The 22,665-nt window shown below is 72.3% G+C and carries 23 protein-coding genes and 1 tRNA gene; 16 read left to right on the plus strand and 8 right to left on the minus strand.

Annotated features, from left to right (window positions below):
- The first annotated feature begins 121 nt into the window (after nucleotides 1–121).
- The 4 genes from C7Y72_RS05910 to C7Y72_RS05925 all read left to right on the plus strand — a co-directional run bounded on the left by C7Y72_RS05910 (nucleotide 122) and on the right by C7Y72_RS05925 (nucleotide 3,331).
- Nucleotides 122–1,261 (plus strand): hypothetical protein, encoded by a 1,140-nt coding sequence (locus tag C7Y72_RS05910; RefSeq protein WP_107567653.1) that lies wholly within the window; start codon nucleotides 122–124, stop codon nucleotides 1,259–1,261.
- A 52-nt stretch (nucleotides 1,262–1,313) separates the two neighbouring features.
- Nucleotides 1,314–1,841: a DUF4446 family protein gene (locus tag C7Y72_RS05915; RefSeq protein ID WP_107567654.1), complete on the plus strand. Its 528-nt coding sequence runs from the start codon at nucleotides 1,314–1,316 to the stop codon at nucleotides 1,839–1,841.
- A complete protein-coding gene (gene pheA / locus C7Y72_RS05920) occupies nucleotides 1,841–2,698 on the plus strand; it encodes a prephenate dehydratase (protein WP_107567655.1) in 858 nt (285 codons plus the stop codon). The genes C7Y72_RS05915 and pheA overlap by 1 nt, the downstream gene beginning before the upstream one ends.
- Nucleotides 2,699–2,818: 120 nt before the next feature.
- Entirely contained in the window at nucleotides 2,819–3,331 is a 513-nt protein-coding gene (locus C7Y72_RS05925) for an HNH endonuclease (protein ID WP_107567656.1), read from the plus strand.
- Here the strand turns inward: C7Y72_RS05925 and C7Y72_RS05930 are convergent.
- The 7 genes from C7Y72_RS05930 to dnaA form a co-directional block, all read right to left on the minus strand.
- The gene (locus tag C7Y72_RS05930) at nucleotides 3,328–3,960 is read right to left on the minus strand and encodes a DUF4328 domain-containing protein (protein WP_107567657.1); all 633 of its coding nucleotides are present in this window, start codon (nucleotides 3,958–3,960) and stop codon (nucleotides 3,328–3,330) included. The two genes, C7Y72_RS05925 and C7Y72_RS05930, sit on opposite strands and share 4 nt — an antisense overlap.
- Nucleotides 3,961–4,275: 315 nt before the next feature.
- On the minus strand, nucleotides 4,276–6,822 hold the full coding sequence (gene gyrA, locus C7Y72_RS05935; protein WP_107567658.1) for a DNA gyrase subunit A: 2,547 nt from the start codon (nucleotides 6,820–6,822) through the stop codon (nucleotides 4,276–4,278).
- A 62-nt stretch (nucleotides 6,823–6,884) separates the two neighbouring features.
- Nucleotides 6,885–9,386 carry a DNA topoisomerase (ATP-hydrolyzing) subunit B gene (gyrB, locus tag C7Y72_RS05940; RefSeq protein WP_107567659.1) on the minus strand — a complete coding sequence of 834 codons (2,502 nt, stop codon included), beginning with the start codon at nucleotides 9,384–9,386 and terminating at the stop codon, nucleotides 6,885–6,887.
- A gap of 150 nt (nucleotides 9,387–9,536) precedes the next feature.
- The gene (locus C7Y72_RS05945; RefSeq protein WP_107567660.1) at nucleotides 9,537–9,920 is read right to left on the minus strand and encodes a DciA family protein; all 384 of its coding nucleotides are present in this window, start codon (nucleotides 9,918–9,920) and stop codon (nucleotides 9,537–9,539) included.
- On the minus strand, nucleotides 9,917–11,023 hold the full coding sequence (gene recF / locus C7Y72_RS05950) for a DNA replication/repair protein RecF (protein WP_107567661.1): 1,107 nt from the start codon (nucleotides 11,021–11,023) through the stop codon (nucleotides 9,917–9,919). Before recF ends, C7Y72_RS05945 begins: the two co-directional genes overlap by 4 nt.
- 5 nt (nucleotides 11,024–11,028) lie before the next feature.
- Nucleotides 11,029–12,147, minus strand: coding sequence for a DNA polymerase III subunit beta (gene dnaN, locus C7Y72_RS05955; protein ID WP_107567662.1), 1,119 nt, complete (start codon nucleotides 12,145–12,147; stop codon nucleotides 11,029–11,031).
- Nucleotides 12,148–12,271: 124 nt separating this feature from the next.
- Nucleotides 12,272–13,678 carry a chromosomal replication initiator protein DnaA gene (gene dnaA / locus C7Y72_RS05960; protein WP_158276674.1) on the minus strand — a complete coding sequence of 469 codons (1,407 nt, stop codon included), beginning with the start codon at nucleotides 13,676–13,678 and terminating at the stop codon, nucleotides 12,272–12,274.
- Nucleotides 13,679–13,983: 305 nt separating this feature from the next.
- Between dnaA and rpmH the strand changes: the two genes are divergently transcribed.
- The 12 genes from rpmH to C7Y72_RS06020 all read left to right on the plus strand — a co-directional run bounded on the left by rpmH (nucleotide 13,984) and on the right by C7Y72_RS06020 (nucleotide 21,835).
- The gene (gene rpmH, locus C7Y72_RS05965) at nucleotides 13,984–14,118 is read left to right on the plus strand and encodes a 50S ribosomal protein L34 (protein WP_107567664.1); all 135 of its coding nucleotides are present in this window, start codon (nucleotides 13,984–13,986) and stop codon (nucleotides 14,116–14,118) included.
- A gap of 5 nt (nucleotides 14,119–14,123) precedes the next feature.
- Nucleotides 14,124–14,534 carry a ribonuclease P protein component gene (gene rnpA, locus C7Y72_RS05970; protein WP_107567665.1) on the plus strand — a complete coding sequence of 137 codons (411 nt, stop codon included), beginning with the start codon at nucleotides 14,124–14,126 and terminating at the stop codon, nucleotides 14,532–14,534.
- Nucleotides 14,534–14,797: a membrane protein insertion efficiency factor YidD gene (gene yidD / locus C7Y72_RS05975; RefSeq protein WP_107567666.1), complete on the plus strand. Its 264-nt coding sequence runs from the start codon at nucleotides 14,534–14,536 to the stop codon at nucleotides 14,795–14,797. The genes rnpA and yidD overlap by 1 nt, the downstream gene beginning before the upstream one ends.
- Nucleotides 14,798–14,806: 9 nt before the next feature.
- On the plus strand, nucleotides 14,807–15,655 hold the full coding sequence (locus C7Y72_RS05980; RefSeq protein ID WP_107567667.1) for a YidC/Oxa1 family membrane protein insertase: 849 nt from the start codon (nucleotides 14,807–14,809) through the stop codon (nucleotides 15,653–15,655).
- Nucleotides 15,652–16,134: a Jag family protein gene (locus tag C7Y72_RS05985; RefSeq protein ID WP_158276675.1), complete on the plus strand. Its 483-nt coding sequence runs from the start codon at nucleotides 15,652–15,654 to the stop codon at nucleotides 16,132–16,134. The genes C7Y72_RS05980 and C7Y72_RS05985 overlap by 4 nt, the downstream gene beginning before the upstream one ends.
- 410 nt (nucleotides 16,135–16,544) lie before the next feature.
- Nucleotides 16,545–17,255, plus strand: coding sequence for a 16S rRNA (guanine(527)-N(7))-methyltransferase RsmG (gene rsmG, locus C7Y72_RS05990; protein ID WP_107567669.1), 711 nt, complete (start codon nucleotides 16,545–16,547; stop codon nucleotides 17,253–17,255).
- Between the two features lie 91 nt (nucleotides 17,256–17,346).
- Entirely contained in the window at nucleotides 17,347–18,105 is a 759-nt protein-coding gene (locus C7Y72_RS05995) for a ParA family protein (RefSeq protein ID WP_107567670.1), read from the plus strand.
- Nucleotides 18,098–19,006 carry a ParB/RepB/Spo0J family partition protein gene (locus tag C7Y72_RS06000; RefSeq protein ID WP_107567671.1) on the plus strand — a complete coding sequence of 303 codons (909 nt, stop codon included), beginning with the start codon at nucleotides 18,098–18,100 and terminating at the stop codon, nucleotides 19,004–19,006. The genes C7Y72_RS05995 and C7Y72_RS06000 overlap by 8 nt, the downstream gene beginning before the upstream one ends.
- A 54-nt stretch (nucleotides 19,007–19,060) precedes the next feature.
- Nucleotides 19,061–19,134, plus strand: a tRNA-Ile gene (locus tag C7Y72_RS06005).
- Between the two features lie 253 nt (nucleotides 19,135–19,387).
- Nucleotides 19,388–20,254 (plus strand): M23 family metallopeptidase, encoded by an 867-nt coding sequence (locus tag C7Y72_RS06010; protein WP_146175274.1) that lies wholly within the window; start codon nucleotides 19,388–19,390, stop codon nucleotides 20,252–20,254.
- The gene (locus tag C7Y72_RS06015; protein WP_158276676.1) at nucleotides 20,245–21,516 is read left to right on the plus strand and encodes a glucosaminidase domain-containing protein; all 1,272 of its coding nucleotides are present in this window, start codon (nucleotides 20,245–20,247) and stop codon (nucleotides 21,514–21,516) included. The genes C7Y72_RS06010 and C7Y72_RS06015 overlap by 10 nt, the downstream gene beginning before the upstream one ends.
- A gap of 58 nt (nucleotides 21,517–21,574) precedes the next feature.
- Nucleotides 21,575–21,835: a hypothetical protein gene (locus tag C7Y72_RS06020; RefSeq protein WP_107567675.1), complete on the plus strand. Its 261-nt coding sequence runs from the start codon at nucleotides 21,575–21,577 to the stop codon at nucleotides 21,833–21,835.
- On the opposite strand, the gene C7Y72_RS06025 is transcribed toward C7Y72_RS06020, so the two are convergent.
- Complete coding sequence (locus tag C7Y72_RS06025) at nucleotides 21,832–22,665, minus strand: SDR family NAD(P)-dependent oxidoreductase (protein WP_107567677.1); 834 nt, start codon at nucleotides 22,663–22,665, stop codon at nucleotides 21,832–21,834. The genes C7Y72_RS06020 and C7Y72_RS06025 overlap by 4 nt on opposite strands.

Below are 22,665 nucleotides of genomic sequence, written 5' to 3' on the forward strand. Positions count from 1 at the left end.
CGCACCGTTTGACGGCGAACTTGCAGGGGAAACACGCTCCTCACGGGGCGGTCATACTGCCTCTGCGGAAGCGGCGCACCCGGCCCTGCCCGGCGCTCCCCGCTGTCGCGCCCCCAAGACCATGTCGTTCTTCGACGACGACGAGCCCACACGCGCAACCAGGCCGGCCCGGCCCCGACGCCCCGCACCAGCGGCGGCCCGTCCTCGACGGTCCGCGGCCGCACCGGACCCGCAGACGCTGCGCAACCGGCAGATCGCCGCGCTCGGCGCCGGGATCGTCGTCTTCTTCCTGCTGGTCCTCGGCGTCAAGGGCTGTCTGGACAGCCGCAAGGAGCGCGCGCTCAAGGACTACAACCGCGAGGTGACGGCGATCGTCAGCTCGTCCAACGAGCAGGTCAGCGAGCCGTTCTTCGAGCTGCTCGGCGGCGCCACCGGCGACGCGACCGAGCTCGAGCAGGGGATCAACGAGTACCGCGTGGTGGCCGACCAGGACGCCCAGCGCGCCCGCAGCCTCGACGCGCCCGACGAGATGGCCCCGGCCCAGCAGAACCTCGAGCTGGTGATGAACCTGCGCGCCGAGGCGCTGCGCAAGATCGCCGACCGGATCGGCGCCGCGAAGGCCGACGGCGAGGACAACCGCCAGAGCGCGGAGAACGCGGTCCGCCAGATCGCCGGGCAGATGAGCGCGTTCCTCGCCTCCGACGTCGTCTACTCCCAGCGCGTCGCGCCGCTGATCAAGCAGGCGCTCGACGACGCGGAGATCAGTGGCCAGAGCATCGCGACGAGCCAGTTCCTGCCGACCGTGGCGTGGCTGAACGTCGACCAGGTCGCCGGCCGGCTGGGCGCGCAGCGTGCCGGTGGCGGGCAGGGCGCGAGCAGCGCGCCGGCCCCGGGCACGCACGGTCACGGCCTGGAGAGCACCGCGGTCGGCACGACGACGCTGCAGCCCGGCGGCTCGGTCAACCGCGTGCAGGCCGGCTCGAACCTCGCCTTCACCGTGAAGTTCGCCAACCAGGGCGAGAACGACGAGACCGACGTGCGCGTGTTCGTGCGCGTGCGCTCGCCCGGCACGAAGACGATCAGCGTGTCGAAGACGATCAACCAGACGAAGGCCGGCACGTCGATCACGACCGTCGTGCCGCTGACCGACGCGCCGCCGATCGGCACGCCGTCGACCGTCGAGGTCGAGGTCCGGGGCGTCCCGGGCGAGAAGGTCCTCGACAACAACAAGAGCACCTACACCGTGCTCTTCACCCGCTAGCGGCCCGCGGCGCGCACGGTGCTCCGGGCGGCGTCCCGGATACCCTGCAGGCGTGGACGAGCTGAGCACGACCACCGGGATCGTCGCGGCCGTCGCCGTGGTGCTCGCGCTCGCCGCGCTGGCGTTCGCGGTGACCGCCACCGTGCGCCTGCGCCGCATCGCCGCGCACCAGCGCGTGGTCCTCGGGACGGGCGGCGCGCAGGACCTCGTGGCCCACGCCGCGCGGCTGGAGCACTCCTTCGCGGTCCTGCACGACTACGTCGAGGACGTGTCGGCGCGGCTCGACGACCGCCTCGCGACCGCGGAGCTGCGGCTCGACGGCGCGATCACGTACCACGGGCTCGTGCGCTACGACGCCTACAACGAGATGTCGGGCCGGCAGTCGACGTCGATCGCGCTGCTCGACGCGACCCGCTCCGGGGTCGTCGTGTCCTCGATCCACCACCGGGAGAGCGCGCGGATGTACGCGAAGCTCGTCCGCAACGGGCAGGGGGAGCTGCAGCTCTCCCCGGAGGAGCAGCAGGCGATCGAGCTCGCCCTGGCCCGCGAGGTCGAGCCCGTGGACGACCAGGCGGTCTGATGCGGATCGGCTTCCTCGGCCCGGCCGGGACGTTCTCCCACGCGGCCGTGCACGCCAGCCCGCGGACCCCCGCCGACGCGGAGCTCGTGCCCGCGGGCACGGTGCACGCGACCGTGCTCGCCGTCCAGTCGGGGACGGTCGAGCGGGCGCTGGTCCCGATCGAGAACGCCCTCGAGGGCGCGGTCAACGCGACGCTCGACGCGCTCGCCTTCGACGCCCCGGACGTGCGGATGGTCGGCGAGGAGGTCCTCGCGGTGCGCCACTGCCTCGTCGCCGCGCAGGACGTGCCGCTGGCGGCGATCCGCACGGTGCTCTCGCACCCGCAGGCCAACGGCCAGTGCCAGGACTTCCTGCGCCGCGAGCTGCCGTCGGCCGCGGTCCTCCCGGCGGCGAGCACCGCGGAGGCGATCCGGCTCGTCGCCGCCGGCGAGGCACCCGACCCGCCGGCCGCGGCGATCGGCACCGCCCTGGCCGCCGAGCTCTACGGCGCGGTGGTGCTGCGCGAGGGCGTCGAGGACGACGCGTCGAACGTGACCCGGTTCGTGTGGCTCGCGCGCGACGGGGCCGTGGACGACGCAGCGGACGCACCGGGCGGCAGGTGGAAGACGTCGGTGGTCTTCTCCGGGGACGGCGACGGTCGACCCGGCTGGCTGGTGCGCTGCCTGAGCGAGTTCGCGTTCCGCGGCGTCAACCTCACGAAGATCGAGTCGCGGCCCGCCCGGCACCGGCTGGGCCACTACCTCTTCCACCTCGACATGGACGGGTCGATCGCCGACCCGCGGGTGGCGGAGGCGGTCGCCGCGCTGGAGATCCACGGCGCCTCCACCCGCGTGCTCGGCTCCTACCTGGCGGCCTGAGGGGCTGGCGCTCGCCGCGTCGGCCGTTACACTCGGCGCGTGCCATCCACCACGCCAGCAGCGCAACTGCGGTCCACGTCGCTCTCCGAGCACCGGCGACGTGGACGAGAAGGTGGCCGGGTGCTCGTCCTCAACGCGACGTACGAACCGATCAACGTGTGCACGGTGCGCCGTGCCGTCGTCCTGCTGCTGAAGAGCAAGGCCGAGGTGATCGAGCAGGGGGAGCGTCCGCTGCGCTCGGAGTGCGAGGTGATGACGCGCCCCGCGGTGATCCGGCTGACCCACTACGTGCGCGTCCCGCGCGACACGCACCGGCGCAAGATCACCCGCCGCGCCGTGTTCGCCCGTGACGGCTGGGAGTGCCAGTACTGCGGGTCGCGCCAGCAGCTGACCGTCGACCACGTGATCCCGCGCTCCAAGGGCGGCAGCTCGGACTGGACCAACATCGTCGCGTCGTGCGCCCCGTGCAACCGACGCAAGTCCGACCACCTGCCCGCCCAGGCGAACATGCACCCGCGCCGGCCGCCGCGCGAGCCGAGCCCGCACGTCTTCATCCACGTGGCGTCGCCGCGGATCCCGGCGGCCTGGCGGCCGTGGCTGCCGGACGCCGACGCCTACGCGGACGCCGCCTAGATCCGTCGGTCCTCGCCGGGCGGCGCCGCGGCCGCGACCTCGGTGAGCGCCCGGACGACGCCGATCGCGGCGACCGCGGCGGCGAGGGCGAGGATGTCCCCGATCATCGCGAGCCCGTCGGGCAGCCGCTGGTCGGCGAGGCTGTCCGGGTTGGCGGTGCCCACGACGGCGAGGCTGATCGCGGCGAGCCACGCCACCCACCAGCCGGCCAGCAGCGCGGCCGCCCGGCGGCCGCCCGCCCGCAGCAGCGCCGCCAGCACGAGCGGCGGGGCGAGGAGGTTGACCCCGGGCACCACCCAGGCGAGCAGGCCGCTGCGCGGCTCGGCGAGCCGCCCGTCGAGGCGGTCGGCGAGCCGGCGGTGCGCCGCGTGCTGCCAGGGCAGCCACAGGGCGGCGACGGCGAGCAGGCAGACGACGCTGAGTACGAGCGTGATCGTCACGTAGTCGTCGGCGCGGCCGATGACCGAGTCGGGCACGGCGATGGCGACGTCCCCGACCTGGGTGTTCACCGCGTCCTGCACGATGCGCAGCCGGTTGACGTGCGCGTAGGCGTCGGCGATCGACGCGACGGCCGCGACCCAGAGGGCGACGACGGTCAGCTGTGCGCGGCCTTCGAGGGTGCGGAGCACGGCCGCGGAGCATAGGCGACCGCACGATCGGCGGAGCGCCCCGAGAACTGCGAAGGCCGCGGTTTCGACGGACCGCGGCCTTCGCCCAACTGTGACTGGAAGATCGTCGTCCTAGGTACGTCTGCCGTGGGACCAAGCGGCAAGGAGCGACGACGGTGCCCGGCTGGTATTCCGCTGAGCGGTCCAGCCAACCGGCTCAGGTGCCGGCCACCTCCAGGGTCCCGCAAGAACTGTGACTACAGATACGGACCACCTCCTTTCTCTGGTGAACCGACTGTAGCAACGGCCCGGACGGAACCTCAACGGTTGACCCGCTCAGGCCTCCTCAGCGGGCGCGTCGCCACCCGCCGGTTCGGATCCGGGCTCCGTGCCAATCGCCGCGTCGATGCCCTCGATCGGCTCGAGCGCCCCGTCCTCCTGGGCGCCGTTGCCCTCGACCACGAGCGCGACGGCCGAGACGCGGTCGTCGTCCTTGGGGTTCATCACGCGCACGCCGGTCGCCGCCCGGCCCTGCTGGGAGATGCCCTTGACGCCGGTGCGCTGCACCATGCCGCCCTCGGAGATGAAGACGAGCTCCTGGTGCGGGCGCACGACGAGCGCGCCGGCCAGGCCGCCCTTCGCGTCGGTGAGGCCGATCGTCTTGACGCCCTTGGCGCCGCGGGAGGTCTTGCGGTACTGGTCGATCTTCGTGCGCTTGCCGTAGCCGTTCTCGGTCACGACGAGCAGCTCCATGTCGTCGCGTGCGACGTCCATCGCGATGACCTCCTCGGCGTCCATGCCGCGCACGCCGGCGGTGTCGCGGCCCATGGCGCGCGCGTCGGACTCCGAGAAGCGCACGGTCAGGCCCGCGCGGGAGACCATGATGATCTCGTCGCCGGGGTCGACCGGGCGGACCGCGACGAGCTCGTCCTCGTCCCGGATCTTGATCGCGATGATCCCGTCGGCCTTGATCGGCGTGTTGTACGCGAGGAACTCGGTCTTCTTGATCACGCCCGCACGGGTCGCGAACACCAGGAACTGCGTCTCCTTGAAGTCGCGCGTGGAGACGACCGACTGGATCCGCTCGCCCTCGCGCAGCGGCAGGACGTTGACGAGCGCGCGGCCCTTGGAGGTGCGCTGCGCCTCGGGCAGCTCGTAGACCTTCGACCGGTAGACCTTGCCGCGGTTGGAGAAGAACAGCAGGTAGTCGTGGGACGAGCAGACGAACAGGTGCTCGATGAAGTCCCCGTCCTTCATGTCCATCCCGGTGACGCCGCGGCCGCCGCGCTGCTGGGCGCGGTAGGTGGCCAGCGGCAGCGACTTGATGTAGCCGCTCTTCGTCAGCGTGATGACCATCTGCTGGTCGGGGATGAGGTCCTCGATGTCGAGGTCGTCCTCGCTCGGGGAGATCTGGGTGCGGCGGTCGTCGCCGAAGCGGTCGAGGATCTCGGCGAGCTCCTCCTTGATGAGGTCGAGCACCTTCTGCTCGTCGCCGAGGATCTCGCGCAGCTCGCGCACGCGCTCGGTCTTGTCGGCGTGCTCCTGCACGATCGCGTCGGTCTCGAGCGCCGTCAGCTGCGAGAGGCGCAGGTCGAGGATCGCGGTCGCCTGGATGACCGAGAGGTTGAAGCGGCCGACGAGCTCGGTGCGCGCCTCCTCGCGGTTCTTGGACCGGCGGATCAGCTCGATCACCGCGTCGAGGTTGTCGAGGGCGATGAGCAGGCCCTCGAGGACGTGGATGCGCGCCTCGAGCTGGGCCAGCTCGAACTTGCAGCGGCGGACGATGACGTCGCGCTGGTGCTCGACGTAGTGGCGGATGACCTCGCGCAGCGACAGCGTCTTGGGCACGCCGTCGACGAGCGCGACGGTGTTGACGCCGAACGTCGACTGCATCGCGGTGTGCTTGTAGAGCTTGTTCAGCGCGACCTTCGGCAGCACGTCGCGCTTGAGCTCGATGACGAGCCGCATGCCGCGCCGGTCGGTCTCGTCGCGGATGTCGGAGATCTCCGAGAGCTTCTTCTCGTGCACGAGCTCGGCGATCTTCGTGATCAGGCCGCCCTCGCCGCCCTTCTTCACCGTGAACGGCAGCTCGGTGACGATCAGCGCCTCCTTGCCGCGCCCGATGTCCTCGGTGTTCACGCGCGCGCGGACCCGGACGCGACCGCGACCGGTCTCGTACGCGTCGCGGATGCCCTGCAGGCCCATGATGATCCCGCCGGTCGGGAAGTCGGGGCCCTTGACGTGCTCCATCAGACCGTCGACGGTGATGTCCGGATCGTCGATGAACGCCATCGTCGCCCGGATGACCTCGCCGAGGTTGTGCGGCGGGATGTTCGTCGCCATGCCGACCGCGATGCCGGACGAGCCGTTGACGAGCAGGTTCGGGAACCGCGACGGCAGGACGGTCGGCTCCTGGGTGCGCCCGTCGTAGTTGGGCACGAAGTCGACCGTGTCCATGTCGATGTCGCGCAGCATCTCGACGGCGAGGCGCGTCATCCGCGCCTCCGTGTACCGCATGGCGGCCGCCGGGTCGTCGTCGATCGAGCCGAAGTTGCCCTGGCCGTCGACGAGCGGGTAGCGCAGCGAGAAGTCCTGCGCCATGCGCACGAGCGTGTCGTAGATCGACGAGTCGCCGTGCGGGTGGTAGTTGCCCATGACCTCGCCGACGATGCGGGCGCACTTCGCGTAGCCGCGCGTCGGTCCGAGGCCCAGCTCCGACATGCCGAACAGCACGCGCCGGTGGACGGGCTTGAGCCCGTCGCGCACGTCGGGCAGGGCGCGCCCGACGATGACGGACATCGCGTAGTCGAGGTACGCGCTCTTCATCTCCTCCTCGAGCGCGCGGGGCTCGATGTTCCCGCCGTCCAGCACGTCAATCGCCATGGGGCGTCACCTTCCGTCCTTCGTGGTCAGTCATGTCCTGCGGTGGGCGCGTCGCGCGAGCGTCAGACGTCGACGGTCGCGGCGAGCGCGTTCTCCTCGATGAACGCCTTGCGGTGCTCGACCGCGTCGCCCATCAGCTGGGAGAAGATGAGGTCGGCCGCGGCCGCGTCCTCGATCGAGACCTGCGCGAGCGTGCGGGTCGTCGGGTCCATCGTGGTCGTGCGCAGCTGCTCGGCGTTCATCTCGCCCAGGCCCTTGAAGCGGCTGAGCGACACGCCGCGCTGCGCGACGGAGAGCACCGCGGTGCGCAGTCCCTCGAACGTCGTGGCCTCCTCGCTGCGGTCGCCGAGCGTCACGGTGAACGTCGGCAGGCCGACGAGCTCGACGATCTGGCCGTGCAGCTTCACGAAGCTGCGGTACTCCGGCGAGTCGAACAGCGAGCGGCGGACGCGGTGCGTCTGCGCGAGGCCGGTCTTCTTCTCGATCCCGCGGACGGTCAGCACGTCGCCGTCCTGGTCGACGAGCTCGACCGAGACCGCGTCGGCGTCGGTCGCCCCGTCGGCGAAGTGCGCGACCGCGGCGTCGGCGCTCGCGATCTGCGCGCCGAGGACGCCGGCCTCCTCGAGGAACCCGACGAGCGCGGCGCCGTGCGCGGCGCGCAGCGTCGAGGCCCAGCCCTCGAACTGCTTGAGCATCCGCGTGTAGCGCTGCCAGCGCGCCTCGGTGACCTTGAACGCGTTGCCCTCGCGGTCGACGATCTGGAGCTTCTCGAACTTGTCGGAGAGGAGGACCTCCTCCAGCTCGGACTCCTTCTCGATGTAGCGCTCGTTGGAGCCCTGCTTGAGCTTGTACAACGGCGGCTTGGCGATGTAGACGTAGCCGGCCTCGATGAGCTGCGGCATCTCGCGGAACAGCAGCGTCAGGACGAGCGTGCGGATGTGCGCGCCGTCGACGTCGGCGTCCGTCATGAGGATGATCTTGTGGTACCGCGCGCCCTCGATGTTGAACTCGTCGCGCACGCCGGTGCCGATCGCGGTGATCAGCGCCTGGATCTCGTTGTTCTTGAGGACCTTGTCGATCCGCGCCTTCTCGACGTTGAGGATCTTGCCGCGCAGCGGCAGCACCGCCTGCGTGTTGCGGTCGCGGCCCTGCTTGGCGGAGCCGCCCGCGGAGTCGCCCTCGACCACGAAGATCTCGCTCAGCGAGGGGTCGCGCACCGAGCAGTCCGCGAGCTTGCCGGGCAGCTTGGAGTTCTCCAGCGCGCTCTTGCGGCGCGTCAGGTCGCGGGCCTTGCGCGCCGCGTCGCGGGCCTGGGCGGCCTGGATCGCCTTCTTGATGACGCTGTTGCCGACGCGCGGGTTCTCCTCGAAGAACTCCGCGAGCTTCGCGTTGACGACCGACGCGACGAACCCCTCCATGCCGGGGTTGCCGAGCTTCGTCTTCGTCTGCCCCTCGAACTGGGGGTCGCCGAGCTTCACCGAGATGACGGCGGTGAGCCCCTCGCGGACGTCCTCGCCGCTGAGGTTGACGTCCTTCTCCTTCAGCAGGCCCTTCTCGCGCGCGTAGCGGTTGAGCGTGCGCGTGAGCGCCGAGCGGAAGCCCGACATGTGCGAGCCGCCCTCGTGCGTGTTGATGTTGTTCGCGAAGCTGAACACCGACTCCTGGTAGGAGGTGTTCCACTGCATCGCGATCTCGACGTAGCCCTCCTCGGACTCCCCGTCGAAGAAGACGACCTTGTCGTGGGCCGCCTCCTTGGAGGAGTTGAGGTAGCTGACGAAGTCCTCGATGCCGCCCTCGTAGTGGAAGTCGGCCTTGTGGCCCTCGCCGCGCTCGTCGGTGATCGTGATGCGCAGGCCGCGCGTCAGGAACGCGGTCTCGCGCAGCCGCTGCTCGAGCGTGTGGAAGTCGAACTCGGTCGTCTCGAAGATGTCGGGGTCCGGCGCGAACGTGATCGACGTGCCGTGCTCCTTCGTCGGCTCGCCCTTTTGCAGCTCCATCTGCTTGGCGCCGCGCGCGAACTCCTGGAACCACGTGTAGCCGTCGGTCTTGATCTCGACCTGCAGCAGCTCCGAGAGCGCGTTGACGACGGAGGAGCCGACGCCGTGCAGGCCGCCGGAGACCTTGTAGCCGCCGCCGTCGCCGAACTTGCCGCCGGCGTGCAGGACGGTCAGCACGACCTCGACGGCCGGCTTGTTCTCCTTCGGGTGCATGCCGACGGGGATACCGCGGCCGTCGTCGGACACGGTCACCCGGTTGTCCGGGTGGATCGTCACGTCGACGCGCGTGGCGAAGCCCGCGAGCGCCTCGTCGACGGAGTTGTCGACGATCTCGTAGACGAGGTGGTGCAGGCCGCGGACGCCGGTCGAGCCGATGTACATGCCGGGCCGCTTGCGCACCGCCTCGAGCCCCTCGAGGACGGTGATGTCCGCCGCTCCGTAGGTCTCGGAGCCCTTCTGGCGCTCCTTGCGCGCAGCCTGCTCCTCGGCGCGCCGGGCGGCCGCCTCGGCCTCCTGCGCCCCGTCGCCTGCCTGCTCGCCCTGCACCTGCTCGTCCTCGTCAGCCATGCCGCTCCATCAGTACGCGAAAAACCCCGGTCACCGAGTCAGCCGACTCCGGGCCGGGGTGCGGGATCTGGTTGACGTAAGTCTACCACAGCAGCCCCACGCGGCCGGGCCGTTCTCCGTCACGAAAGTGCTGCAAAACAGCACTTTCTCTCAGCGCTGCGGACGGCCGTCGCGCGCCCAGCGCACCGCGGGCGCCGCCTGGCAGCGCAGCGCGGTCACCAGCGGCTCGCCGAGGGCGGCGTTGAGCTGGTCCACCAGGGTCGGCGCGAGGAGGTCCAGCTCGGCCGCCCAGACGCTCGACCGGCACGTCACCGTGACCACACCGCCCTGCGCCGCGGTCGGCTCCGCCTGCTCCGCGACGCCCGCGCCGACGGCCTGCGGCCAGACGCGCTGCACGTCGGCCAGCAGCGTCTGCGGGGCGAGCGCGTCCGCGAGCCGGGCGATCGACCCGGCCGCCGGGCGGGGCCCGCGTGCACGGTCGCGACGGCGCCGCAGCTCCGGGGCGGGGTCGCGCTCGGGGCCCGGGCCGCTCACGCCGCCTGCGCCTCCTGGAGGACGCCGTCCTCGGTCACCGCGATCCGCACGACGTCCGCCTCGCCGCCGCCGGGGACGTGGGCGAGGTCCGTCGTGGTGATGACGCTCTGGCCGGCGCGGCGCAGCCGCGCCACGAGCAGCCCGCGGCGGTCGGCGTCGAGCTCGCTCATGACGTCGTCGAGCACCATCAGCGGCGCCGCACCCCGCACCTCCTCGAGCGCCTCGCGCTCGCACAGCAGCAGCGCCAGCAGGCCGAGCCGCTGCTCGCCCTGCGAGCCGTAGACCCGCAGCTCGCGGCCGTCCCGCAGCAGCGCGAGGTCGTCGCGGTGCGGCCCGTGCCCGGTGAAGCCGCGCTCCAGGTCGCCGTCGAGCCGCTCGGCGAGCTCCGCGGCGAACCCCTCGGGGCTGTCGGCCTTCGTCCGCGGCCGGTAGCGCAGCTCCGGCGCGCCCGCGAGTCCCAGCTCGGCGGCAATCTGCACGAACCCGGGCTGCAGCAGCGCGACCGTCTCGGCCCGGTCGGCGCACAGCGCCAGCGCGTGCCGGCCCAGCTCCAGGTCCCACGGCGCCAGCGCCTCCCGACCGACGTACCCCGCACGGACGCGGCCGAGCAGCGCGTTGCGCTGCGCGAGCGCCTGCTTGTAGGAGCGGCGCGTGGCGGTGCGCGACGGCCACAGGGCGCTGACGACCTGATCCAGGTGCGCGCGGCGCAGCGCCGGCGGGCCCTTGACGAGCTCGAGACGGTCCGGCAGGAACACGCTGACCAGCGGCCGGGCCGGGTGGTCGACCAGGCGCTCCACGAGCGCGTCGTCGACGCGGATGCGCTTGGGCTCCCCCGGCTGGAAGCCGACGCTCAGCGCGTGCTCGTCACCATGACGGTCGACGGTGTCGACCTCGACCCGTGCCGCGTCCGCGTCGAAGGCCACGCACTCGCGCTCGTTCGAGGTCCGGCAGGACCGCGCGGTACAGCCGAAGTACAGGCCCTCGACGAGGTTCGTCTTGCCGATCCCGTTGCGCCCGTGGACCACGGTGAGGCCCGGGCCCAGGCGCACCTCGACCCGCTCGTGCGTGCGGAAGCCCCGCAGCCGCAGGCGGGTCACGACCATCGCGGCTAGACGTTCAGCCGGATCGGCATGATCAGGTAGAGGAACCCGCTGCCGTCGCCGGCCTCGATCAGGCCCGGGCGCAGCGGGCTGATGAGCTTCAGCACCACGTCGCCGGACTCCACGCTCTCCAGGCCGTCGCGCAGGAAGTCCGGGTTGAAGCCGATCTCGAACGGCTCCCCGGTGAACGGGACCGGCAGCGGCTCGCTCGCCTCGCCGACGTCCGGGGTCTGCGCCGAGACGGTCAGCTCGCCCTCCTGGAAGGCCAGGCGCAGCGGCGCGTTCTTCTGCGCCATCAGGCTGATGCGCCGGACGACCCCGGCGAGCTCGTCGCCCGGCACGTGCAGCTCGTGCTCGTAGGTGTCGGGGAGCAGCTGGCGGTAGTTCGGGAACTGGCCGTCGATCAGCCGCGACGACAGGACGGTCGCGCCGACCTCGAAGACCACCTGGTTCTCGCGCAGGCCGATCCGGATCTCCGAGGCGTCGCCGCCCTGGACGATCCGCTCGAGCTCCTGCAGCGCCCGCGCCGGCACGTTGGCCTCGAAGCCCTGCTCGATCGGCGCCTCGAGCTTCGTCTCCTTGACGCTCAGCCGGTAGGAGTCCGTGGCGACCATCCGCAGCTCGTCGCCGGAGGCCGAGACGAGGATGCCGGTGAGGATCGGGCGCGTCTCGTCGCGCGAAGCCGACCGGGCGACCTTGCCGATCGTCCCGACGAACGCCCCAGCGGGCATCGTCACGACCTGGTCGCCGGCGGCGTCGGCGCGCGTGGGCAGCGTCGGGAAGTCCTCGTTGCGCAGCGTGCGGATGTGGAAGCGCGCCGGACCGCAGACGATCTCCACGTCCTGCTCGGCCTGCCGCAGCTCGAGCGTCATCGGCCCGTCCGGCAGCTGGCGGGCGACGTCGAGCAGCAGCCGCGCCGGCAGCACGACGGTGCCGTCGCGCTCGACCGTGGCGATCAGCGGCACGCGGAGGGAGACCTCCATGTCGGTGGCGCGCAGCTCGACCGCGCCCTCGGCGGCGGCGAGCTGGACGCCGGACAGGGCCTGGACCGCGCTGCGGCTCGAGGCCACGCGCGTGACCGTCTGCAGCTGCGAGAGCAGCTCACGGCTGGTGGTGGACAGCTTCACGATGGAAACCTCGTATCACTGATAGGAGTCATCAGGCCTGTGGACGTGTGGAGAAGGCACCGAAATGGCCGCACGGTGCGGGGAACTCGCGCACACGTCGGCCCGCAGGGGCGTGCGAAGTCTGTCAGTCCTGCCGGTCGGCTCGGAGGCGACGGGTGAGGTCGTCGACCGTGGCGAGCGCGTCGGGGTCGGTCGCGAGTCGCTCGGCGGTCTTGCGGCACGCGTACATGACCGTCGTGTGGTTCTTGCCGCCGAACGACCGGCCGATCGCCGGGAGGGTCGCATCGGTGTGCTCGCGCGCGAGGTACATCGCGAGCTGCCGCGGCCAGGAGACCCGCGCCGAGCGGTCGCTGCCCAGCAGCTCCTCGCGCGTGATGCTGAAGGCGTCACACACCAGGTCCTGGATCTGCTCCATGTCGATCCGCACGGTCTTGCGCGCCTGCGGGTAGAGCGTGTCGAGCACCCGGGTCGCGAGATCGGCGGTGATCGGCTCGCGCTCCAGCGACGCGAAGGCGACGACGCGGATGAGCGCGCCCTCGAGCGCGCGGACGTTGGTCGTGATGCGCTGCGCGATGACCTCGAGCGCCCCCTCGTCGGGCAGCGTCAGGCCGTCGTGGTGGGCGCGCTTGCGCAGCACGCCCATCCGCGTGGCGGGGTCGGGCGTGGTGATGTCGGCGACGAGACCGGCCTCGAACCGCTCGCGCAGCCGGTCGTGCAGGGCGTCGAGGTCGCGCGGGAGACGGTCGGAGGTCAGGACGAGCTGGCTGCCGGTGTCGTAGAGCGCGTTGAAGGTGTGGAAGAACTCCTCCTCGGTCTTCGCCTTCTGCTCGAGGAACTGGACGTCGTCGATGAGCAGGACGTCGTTGCGCCGGTAGGTCGCCTTGAAGCGGTCGATGTGCCCGCCGTGCAGCGCGCCGAGGAACTCGTTGGTGAACCGCTCGACGGTCGTGCAGCGGACGGTGAGCCCGGACCCGTAGCGCCGCACGTAGTTGCCGATCGCGTGCAGCAGGTGGGTCTTCCCGACCCCCGGGGGCCCGTAGAGGAAGAGCGGGTTGTACGCCTGGCCGGGCAGCTCGGCGACCGAGAGGGCCGCGGCGTGCGCGAAGCGGTTGGCGTCGCCGATGACGAACTGCTCGAACGTGAGCTTCGGGTTCAGGGGGTCGGGCTGGGACTGGTGCGGGACCACGGCGCGGGTGCCGTCGGTGCGCTCGGCGCGCCGACGGTCCCGATCGGCGCCGGCGTCGGTGCCGCGACCGCGGCCTGCCGGCTGCTTCCCGCGCGCGGGCGTGGAGGACTGCACCTCGACGGTGACCTCCGGGCCGAGCAGCGCGGCGGCGGTCGTGTCGAGCAGCCGTCCGAACCGCTGGGCGACGAGTGAGCGGATGCCGGCGGGAGCCTCCAGGGCGAGCACCTCGCCGTCGAACCCGACGGGCTGCAGCGGCGTGATCCAGATCTCGTACGTGCTGTCCGGGACGGCCTGGCGCAAGGCGGCCTGCAGGCGGTTCCAGATGTCGTCGAGGTCGTGGGTCACGGCAGGGTCCGGCGGCACCGGGCGGAGCCCGGCGAGCGGTGGTGCGAGGTGCGGCGAGGACGGCCCTGCGGAGCGGCTGGATCAGGTGCTGCCGGGCCGGGCGGCGACCATACCAGAGGTCCTGGGAGCCGTCGGAGGCGCTCGCGTGCCGTCCGGGAGGGAGCCCGCAAAACGCGGCAGAATCGGATCTGCACACGGTGTGCACGTCCTGTTCACGGCCTGTGCGCAGGCCTACCGCACGGCCCGGACGGCGTGAGCGCGCTACACTGCCTCGCCCGTCGTCCAACCCCGGCGGGACTCTCACCATGAAGCGGACCTACCAGCCCAAGAAGCGCAAGCGCGCACGCACCCACGGCTTTCGCGAGCGTATGAGCACGAAGGCCGGTCGTTCGGTGCTCAAGCGCCGCCGCGACAAGGGCCGCAAGAAGCTCACCGTCTGATCGCGGTGGCGCAGACGCCGGGATCCGGCGGTCGGCGCTCCAAGCGCGGTCGCCTCTCGCGTTCCGCCGAGTTCGATCGGGTCTTTCGCAGCGGCCGCTCCCATGGCGGCCGCTATCTCGTGCTGTACACGTTCCCGCGCGGCGCCGATCCGGCCGCGGGCGAGGAGCTGCAGGCCGAGCCGCGCCTCGGGCTCTCGGTCTCCCGCAAGGTCGGCGGAGCCGTCGACCGGAACCTCGTCAAGCGCCTGCTGCGCGAGGCGTTCGTGACCGAGTCGCAGCGCCTCCCGGCCGGGGTCGACGTGGTCGTCGTCGCGAGGCCAGAGGCCCGGGAGCTCGCCGAGCGCGAGGGCCTGGCCGGCATGCGCCGCGAGCTCGGCGAGCTGGTCGGCAAGGCCGCCGGACCGGCGACGGACTGATGCGCGCGCGCCGGATCGCCACCGCGCCGATCCGGTTCTACCGTCGGGCCATCTCGCCCGCGCTCCCGCAGCGGTGCAAGTACGAGCCCAGCTGCTCCGCCTACGCCGCGCAGGCCATTCAGGACTACGGCATACTCCGCGGTCTCGTGCTCGGGGCGTGGCGCCTCCTGCGCTGCAACCCCTGGAGCCACGGTGGCTTCGACCCGGTGCACGCACAGCGCCTCTTCCGGCCGCGGGACCCCGGCCCGACCCAAACGAGCTAGCTGATCCCCATGACCTTCGTCCTGGCCAACATCTTCCAGCCGCTGATCGACGTGTTCGAACAGGTCCTCCTGTTCTTCCACGACACGATCGGCTTCGGCTGGGGGTTCTCGATCGTCTTCCTGACGATCGTCGTCCGAGCGCTGCTGCTGCCGCTCACCATCAAGCAGTTCAAGTCGATGCGGGCGCTGCAGGTGCTGGCGCCCGAGATCAAGAAGCTGCAGAACAAGTACAAGGACGACAAGCAGCGTCTGAACCAGGAGATGATGAAGTTCTACCAGGAGAACAAGGTCAATCCTTTCGGCTCCTGCCTCCCGGTCGTCGCCCAGCTGCCGGTCTTCCTCTCGCTCTTCTACATGCTGCAGAAGGACCTGCGGCAGGACATCTGCGGCCAGACCGCCAAGGCTTGTGGTGACCTCGCCACGGCCGCCTGGACGACCGGCACGCCCGGAGACGAGAAGTTCCTCTTCATCCCGGACATCACCGACAAGGCGACGGGCGGCGTGCTCATCGCGCTGATCGTCATGTACGTCGGCTCGCAGCTCGTCTCGAGCCTCCTGATGTCGGTGACCGCGGACCGCAACCAGCGCCTGATCATGATCGCGCTGCCGTTCGTGTTCGTGATCTTCATCCTGAACTTCCCGGCCGGCCTGATCGTCTACTGGATCACCACGAACGTCTGGACGATCGGCCAGCAGGCGATCGTGCGCCGCACGCTCGGACCGCCGCCGGACACCCGTGCCGCGATGGCCGAGGCGAACGCCGTCCAGCCCGTCGCGGCCGGCGGCACATCGGTTGCCGGCGCGGCCCCGCCGCCGCCGCCGCGCAAGAAGAAGAAGAAGACGGGACGCCGCAAGTGACCGACCGAACCCTGCCCGGCGCCGACGAGCAGGACGCGCTGCTCGACCTGCTCGAGGAGGTCGCCGACGCACTCGACCTCGACGCGGAGATCGAGGTCGCCGTGGATGCCGACGGCGAGACGCTCGTGGGCACGCTCCACGGTGAGGACCTCGGGCTGTTCATCGGCCGTCACGGCCAGACGATCGATGCGGTGCAGCACCTCGCGGTCCGCACGCTGGCGGCGCTGAAGGACCAGCCCCGGCGCGTGGTCGTCGACGCGGAGGGCTACCGCGCCCGCCGCCAGGAGGCGCTGGAGCGCCAGGCCGACGAGGCCGCGGCCGAGGCGCTGGAGCACGAGCGGCCGGTGGCCCTCGACCCGATGACCGCGAGCGAGCGCAAGCTCGTCCACAACTACCTCGCCGAGCGCGGGGACGTGGAGACCTACAGCGAGGGCCGCGAGCCCGAACGCCACCTCGTCGTGGCACCCGCCAAGAGCTGACGATCCGCGCATCCGCGCCGGACCGTTGAACGCCCCGCCGGTTCGCGGGGCGTTCGTCGTTCCGGGACCGTTCCACGTGAAACGCCCCCGCCCTCGCCGCGCCGCCCCGGGGAGGTCCGGTGGCTGCGCCGCGTGGGCTCGGTGGCGCTGCCCGCGTCGGGCGTTCCACGTGAAACATCGAGCGCCGGGGGCGGTGTTCCACGTGAAACATGGAGGCAGCCGCCAGCGTGCAGGAGGCCCTCGAGGGCGAGGTCCGGGCCGCCCGGGTGCCATGGCGCGTCGCGGGGTCGGCTCCGTGCAGCCCTCCGGGCCGGGAACGCCGACGGTCCGGGCACGGCCGGCGCGGTCGCCGAGCACGTGGCGAGCCGACGGCAGGACGTTCCACGTGAAACGTCCCTACCGTCACAGGCGTGACCGTCGCGCTGCCCCGCCTCGAAGAGCTCGTCCTCGTCCACGACCTGCCTATCGCGGCAGCCGCCCGGCTCGACCTCCTGCTGGAGCGGTTCGCCACCGATCCCCAGGCGCCGACGACCGTCACGGCCCCGCGGGAGGGAGCCGACGTCCACGTTGCCGACAGCCTGGTGGCGCTGGAGGTGCCGGTGGTCCGGGAGGCCCGCCGCATCGCGGACCTCGGCGCCGGTGCCGGCGTCCCCGGGCTGGTGCTGGCCCTCGCGCTGCCGGAGGCGACCGTCAGCCTCGTCGAGAGCGTCGGGAAGAAGTGCGACTTCATGGCCCGGACCGCAGAGGCGATGGGTCTCACGAACGCCACGCCCGTCGCCCGTCGGGCGGAGGACTGGCCCGACGGCATCGGGGTCCACGACCTCGTCACGGCGCGCGCGCTCGCGCCGCTCACCGCGCTCGTCGAGTACGCCGCGCCGCTGCTCCAGGAGGGAGGGCACCTGTGTGCCTGGAAGGGCCAGCGCGATCCCGGGGAGGAGGCGGATGGGGCGGCCGCGGCCGAGGCGACCGGGATGGCGCTCGTGGAGGTCCGGGCGGTCCGGCCGTGGCCGGGGGTCGAGGCCCGGCATCTCCACGTGTTCTGCAAGATCTCGCCCACGCCGCCGCGATTCCCGCGGCGCCCCGGCATGGCGCGCAAGCGGCCGATCGTGGCGACTTCCTGACCTCTTCGTGCCGATTCGCCGCGCCGGAGGTCGCTACGAGCGGGTTTTCCGGCCCGGCCCGACCTCGCGGACGGCTACCGTGGAGGGTCGCATGGGCACCGTGTACGCGATCGCCAACCAGAAGGGCGGGGTCGGCAAGACCACTACCGCCGTCAACGTCTCGGCCTGCATCGCCGAGGCCGGCTACGAGACGCTCCTCGTCGACATCGACCCGCAGGCCAACGCGACGGTCGGGCTGGGGGTCGCCAAGGACCTCGAGCCGAACGTCTACGACGTCCTCGCCGGCGACGCGCCGGCGCACGAGGCGATCGTGCCGTCCGCGATCGAGCGGCTGCACGTCCTGCCGGCGAGCCCGGACCTCGCCGGGGCCACGATGGAGCTGCCGCGCCAGGCCGGCTCCGAGGGCAACCTGCGCGACGCGCTCGCCCCGATCAAGGACCGCTTCGCCTACATCGTCCTGGACTGCCCGCCGTCGCTGGGCCCCCTGACCGTCAACGCGCTGGTCGCCGCCGACCGGGTGATCGTCCCGGTCCAGACCGAGTACTACGCGCTGGAGGGCCTGGCGGGCCTGCTCGAGACGCTGCAGCTCGTCCAGCAGCAGCTCAACCCGCGCCTGACCATCGCCGGGATGCTGCTGACGATGCACGACGGCCGCACGCGCCTCTCGCGCGATGTCGAGGAGGACGTGCGCAAGCACTTCCCCGACCTCGTCTTCGACACCGTCATCCCGCGCAACGTGCGCATCAGCGAGTCGCCGAGCCACGGGGTCCCGGTCACCCACTACGACCCGCACTGCGTCGGGGCGGACGCGTACTTCGAGCTCGCCAAGGAGGTGGCGGCCCGTGGCTGAGAAGCGCGGCATGGGCCGTGGGCTGTCGGCGATCCTCTCGGTCACGGCCGAGGACGTCGCCGGACCGGGCGGCGCGGCGGCCCCGGAGGGCGACGAGCTGCGCGAGCTGCCGGTCGGCGAGGTCCACCCGAACCCCAACCAGCCGCGCAAGCGGTTCGACGAGGAGGCGCTCCAGGCGCTGGCCGACTCGCTCGGGGAGCGCGGCGTGCTGCAGCCGGTGCTGGTCCGGCCCGCGCCCGGCGGCGCGAAGGGCTACGAGATCGTCGCCGGTGAGCGCCGCTGGCGGGCCGCGCAGATCGCGGGCCTCGCGGCGATCCCCGCGATCGTCCGCGAGCGCGACGACGCCACGACCCTCGAGGACGCGCTCGTCGAGAACATGGCCCGGCAGGACCTCAACCCCGTCGAGGAGGCCCGCGCGGTCGCCGGTCTCGTCGAGGAGCTCGGGCTCACCCGGGAGGCCGTCGGCAAGCGCATCGGCCGCAGCCGCGTGGCCGTCTCCAACCTGCTGCGGCTGCTCGACCTTCCCGAGGAGGCGCTCGACCTGCTCGAGAGCGGTGCGCTGACCGAAGGCCACGGCCGCGCGCTGCTCATGGCCGAGGACCACGCCGACCGTCGCCGCCTCGCCCGGGCCGCCGCCGACCAGGGCTGGTCGGTCCGCGTGCTGGAGGAGCAGGCCCGTCAGGCCGGCACGGCAGGAGCGCGGAGCGCCACGCGCGGACGGGCGGCGATCCACCCCGACCAGGCCGCCGCCGCCGAGGACATCGCCGCGGCGCTGGGCGCCGCGCTCGGCGCCGACCTGAAGGTCAAGCCCCGCGGCACGGGCTATCGGGTCGAACTGACGTTCGACTCGCCCGACGAGGCGCTGGCGCTCGCGGAGCGCCTCGGCGTGTCGGTCGGCTGAGCGGCTCCGGCCGGTCGCCACGTCACGGCGCGGCTCGCTACACTGCGCGTCCCCGGGCGATTAGCTCAGTCGGTTAGAGCGCGTCTCTGATAAGGACGAGGTCGATGGTTCGAATCCATCATCGCCCACCTCGCAGCACGTGAAGGCCCCGCCCGCGCGGGGCTTTCGTCGTTCTCGGGGTGCCACTTCCCAACCGTGAGAAGTCCGTGAGGGAGGACTACTCCGCGGGCCCGGCGGGAAGTTCACTGCGCGTCACGACGCGGTTCCCGGCAGCGCACGCCAGACCGCCGCAGCACCTCCATCCTCCAGATCCCGAAAGGAGCGCCCGTGCGTCGGTCGCTGATCCCTGCCGTCCTCCTCACGTCCGTCACCCTCACCGGCGTGGCCGCCGGCTCGGCCCAGGCGGCCGACCTGCGCCTCCCGTTCGCCTGCGGCGCCCAGTTCACCGGCAAGACCTACTCCGGGCACAGCCCGCAGAACGCCATCGACTACAACGGCCTCGGCGGCGGCAACTCCGACCTCGGCATGAAGATCGTCGCCGCGGGCTCGGGCACGGTCACGAAGTCGCTCTACTACTCCAAGGCCTCCAACGTCGGCTACGGCAACGCGATCGAGATCCGTCACGGCGACGGGACCCGCACCTTCTACGCGCACCTGCGCGACCGCAAGGTCAAGGTCGGCGACAAGGTCTCGCGCGGCCAGCTCATCGGGCACCTCGGCAACTCGAGCGCCAAGTACAACCTGCTCGCCCACCTCCACTACGAGCAGCGCTCCTCCTCCGGCGCCGTCGTCAAGGCGCAGTTCAACGGCAGGACCGCTCCCGAGTACGCCCGCTTCGGCTCCGCGGTGAGCCACAAGAGCGACAACTGCCCGAAGTCCACCCCGGGGCCCTCCACGCCGACCCCGACGCCCACGCCCAACCCGACGCCCGCCCCGCCGAGCGGGGGCGGCATCGGCGTCGCGCTCCCGTCGATCAGCACGCGCTTCCGCGCGACCGTCCGCACCGACAACGGCCTGCCCGTCTCGGCGCGCAAGGACGCGCGCACCAGCGCGGCGGTCGTCCGCAAGTTCAAGAACGGTGACGCGGTGCGCATCGTCTGCCAGAAGCGCGGCCAGACGGTGACCGGCAAGTACGGCACCTCGAACCTGTGGGACCTCGTCGACCTCGGCGGCGGCCGCGGCGCGTACATCACCGACACCTACGTCTACACCGGGCGCGACGGGCGCGTCGCCCCCGCGTGCCCGTGAGCACCGTGCGCCGCACCGCGCTCCTCCTCACCGCGGCCACCGCGACCCTCGGGGTCGCGGTGCCCACCGCGGCCCAGGCGTCCCGTCCGCCCGCGGACGGTGGAGGTGCCGTCACCGGCGTCACCAAGACCAACCCGCCCAACCGGCTGCTCGTCCGCAAGCAGCCGGGCCGGGGCGCGGTCATCGCGCGCCTCGCGCCCGAGACCCGGGTCGCGATCCGCTGCCAGACCAGCGGTCCGGCCGTGAACGGGCGCTTCGGCCGCTCCCGCGTCTGGGACCAGATCGCGACGACCGCCAAGGGCATCGGCTACGTCTCCGACTCCTACGTGTTCACGGGCAGCGACGACCTCGTCGCCCCCGTGTGCGGCCGGAAGGTCTCGACCGGCGCGACGAAGCCCGGACGCATCGCGACCGAGCGGCTGCCCCTGATCGTCCGCCGGGCCCCGAACCTGTCGGCCGGCGAGGTCACGCGCCTGGCGCCCGGCACGCGCGTGCGGATCAGCTGCCAGACCACGGGCCCGGCCGTCGCCGGCACGCTCGGCACCTCGACGCTGTGGAACCGCATCACGTCGCCGACCACGGGCTTCGTCCCGGACAGCTACGTGGCGACCGGCAGCGATGGGCGCGTCGCGCCCCCGTGTCGCGCCGCGTCCCCGCCGAGCACGCCCGCGCAGCCGCCCGAGGACCAGGCGCCGTCGCCCGGCGGCGGACCGAAGCCCGGACAGGCCGAGGAGGGCCGGTGCACGTCCGACGTGCCGTTCCCGCTCGAGCGCGCCCCCGCCAACCGCGGGCAGTTCATCGACTGGTACGGCGACGACGCGTCGCGCAGCGACCGGCGGACCCAGGTGCCCGCCGCGGTCACGCTCGGGCAGGGCATCCTCGAGTCCGGGGACGGCCAGCACACCGCCGGGGCCAACAACTACTTCGGCATCAAGGCGGCGTCCAAGGGCGGCGACCGCTACCGCTGGGGTGACGAGGCCGTCGGCTGCGTGTTCCGCAAGACCCGCGAGGTCGTCAACGGCCAGGACGTCTACGTGGTCGCCGCGTTCCGCCTGTACCGCTCGGCGACGGACTCGTTCGTCGACCACGCGGAGTTCCTGTCGGAGAGCAGCCGCTACCGGCCCGCGTTCGGCGCCAAGGACGACTCGCGCGAGTTCGTCCGGCGGATCCAGAAGGCCGGATACGCCACCGACCCGAAGTACAGCACCCTGGTCATCGGCCTGATGGACCAGAACAACCTGTACCGGTTCGACGTGCGCTGAGGTCCGCGTGCTACCCGGGGCGGCGATTGTGGTGCGCCGCCCCGGGTAGCCGCCGGACATGGTCACCGTCGCCCTCGTCGTCGTCCTGCTGCTGGCGCTCGCCGTCGGAGCCGTCCTGGTCGTGACGCGGCGCACGCCGACCGCGCTCGAGCGTGAGGCCGCCGTCGACGCCCGTGCCCGCAGCGCGGTCGCGGAGGAGGAGGAGCTGTCCGTCTCCGCCGTGGAGCAGCGGGAGGCCGCGGACCGCGAACGTCCGCTCACGCCCGCCGAGCGCGAGGTCCTGCGCGACCGGGCGGCCGACGAGCGGCCCGAGCGCTAGCGCGGCACGGAGCCGCCCGCGCGCGCGGCAGCGTCCGCCGCGTCCGCGCCCGTCCTGGTGGTGAGCACCGACGCGGCCCCGCCCGCCGTCGCGCGTCGCACGAGCCACGGGGTCACCGCGCGCAGCCCGGCGACGATGCCGTAGGCGCGCGGCACGTACCGCTCGGGGCGCCGACCCAGGCCCGCGGAGCGGATCGCCTCGGCGGCCCGCTCCGGCGTGGAGACGAGCCAGCGCGTCCGCGGGTTGGCGACGAGCTCCTCGGCCGGGAAGCCCTCGGTGGCCACGAAGCCCGGGAGCACCAGGCCGACGTGGACGCCGTGCAGGCGCTCCTCGGCGTAGAGCGCGTCGGACCAGCCCGCCAGCGCGAACTTCGAGGCGCTGTACGCGCCGCTGCCCGCGCGCGACACGCGGCCGGCCGTGCTCGACACGTTGACGATCGCGCTGGGCGCGGAGCGGCGCAGCAGCGGCAGGAGCGCCTCGGTGAGCCGCAGCTGCGCGTCGAAGTTCAGGTCCATCGTCCGTCGCACGTTCGCGTAGCCGCCGTCCGCGAACGTCGCGCGCCACGCGGCGCCCGCGTTGTTGACCAGCAGGTCGAGCCGGCCGTGGTGCTCCTCGACGTGCGCGCGGATCCGTCCCGGCGCGTCGTCGTCGACGAGGTCGGCCGCGATCCAGGAGGCGGCCGGCCCGATGCTCGCCGCCAGCGCGCGCAGCCGCTCCTCGCGCCGCGCGACGAGGATGACGCGGGCGTCGGGCTCGCGGGCGAGCAGACGCGCGGTCGCCTCCCCGATCCCGCTGGACGCCCCGGTGATGAGGAACACGCGCTCGGCCAT

This window comes from Paraconexibacter algicola, from assembly GCF_003044185.1.
Lineage (GTDB): Bacteria > Actinomycetota > Thermoleophilia > Solirubrobacterales > Solirubrobacteraceae > Paraconexibacter > Paraconexibacter algicola.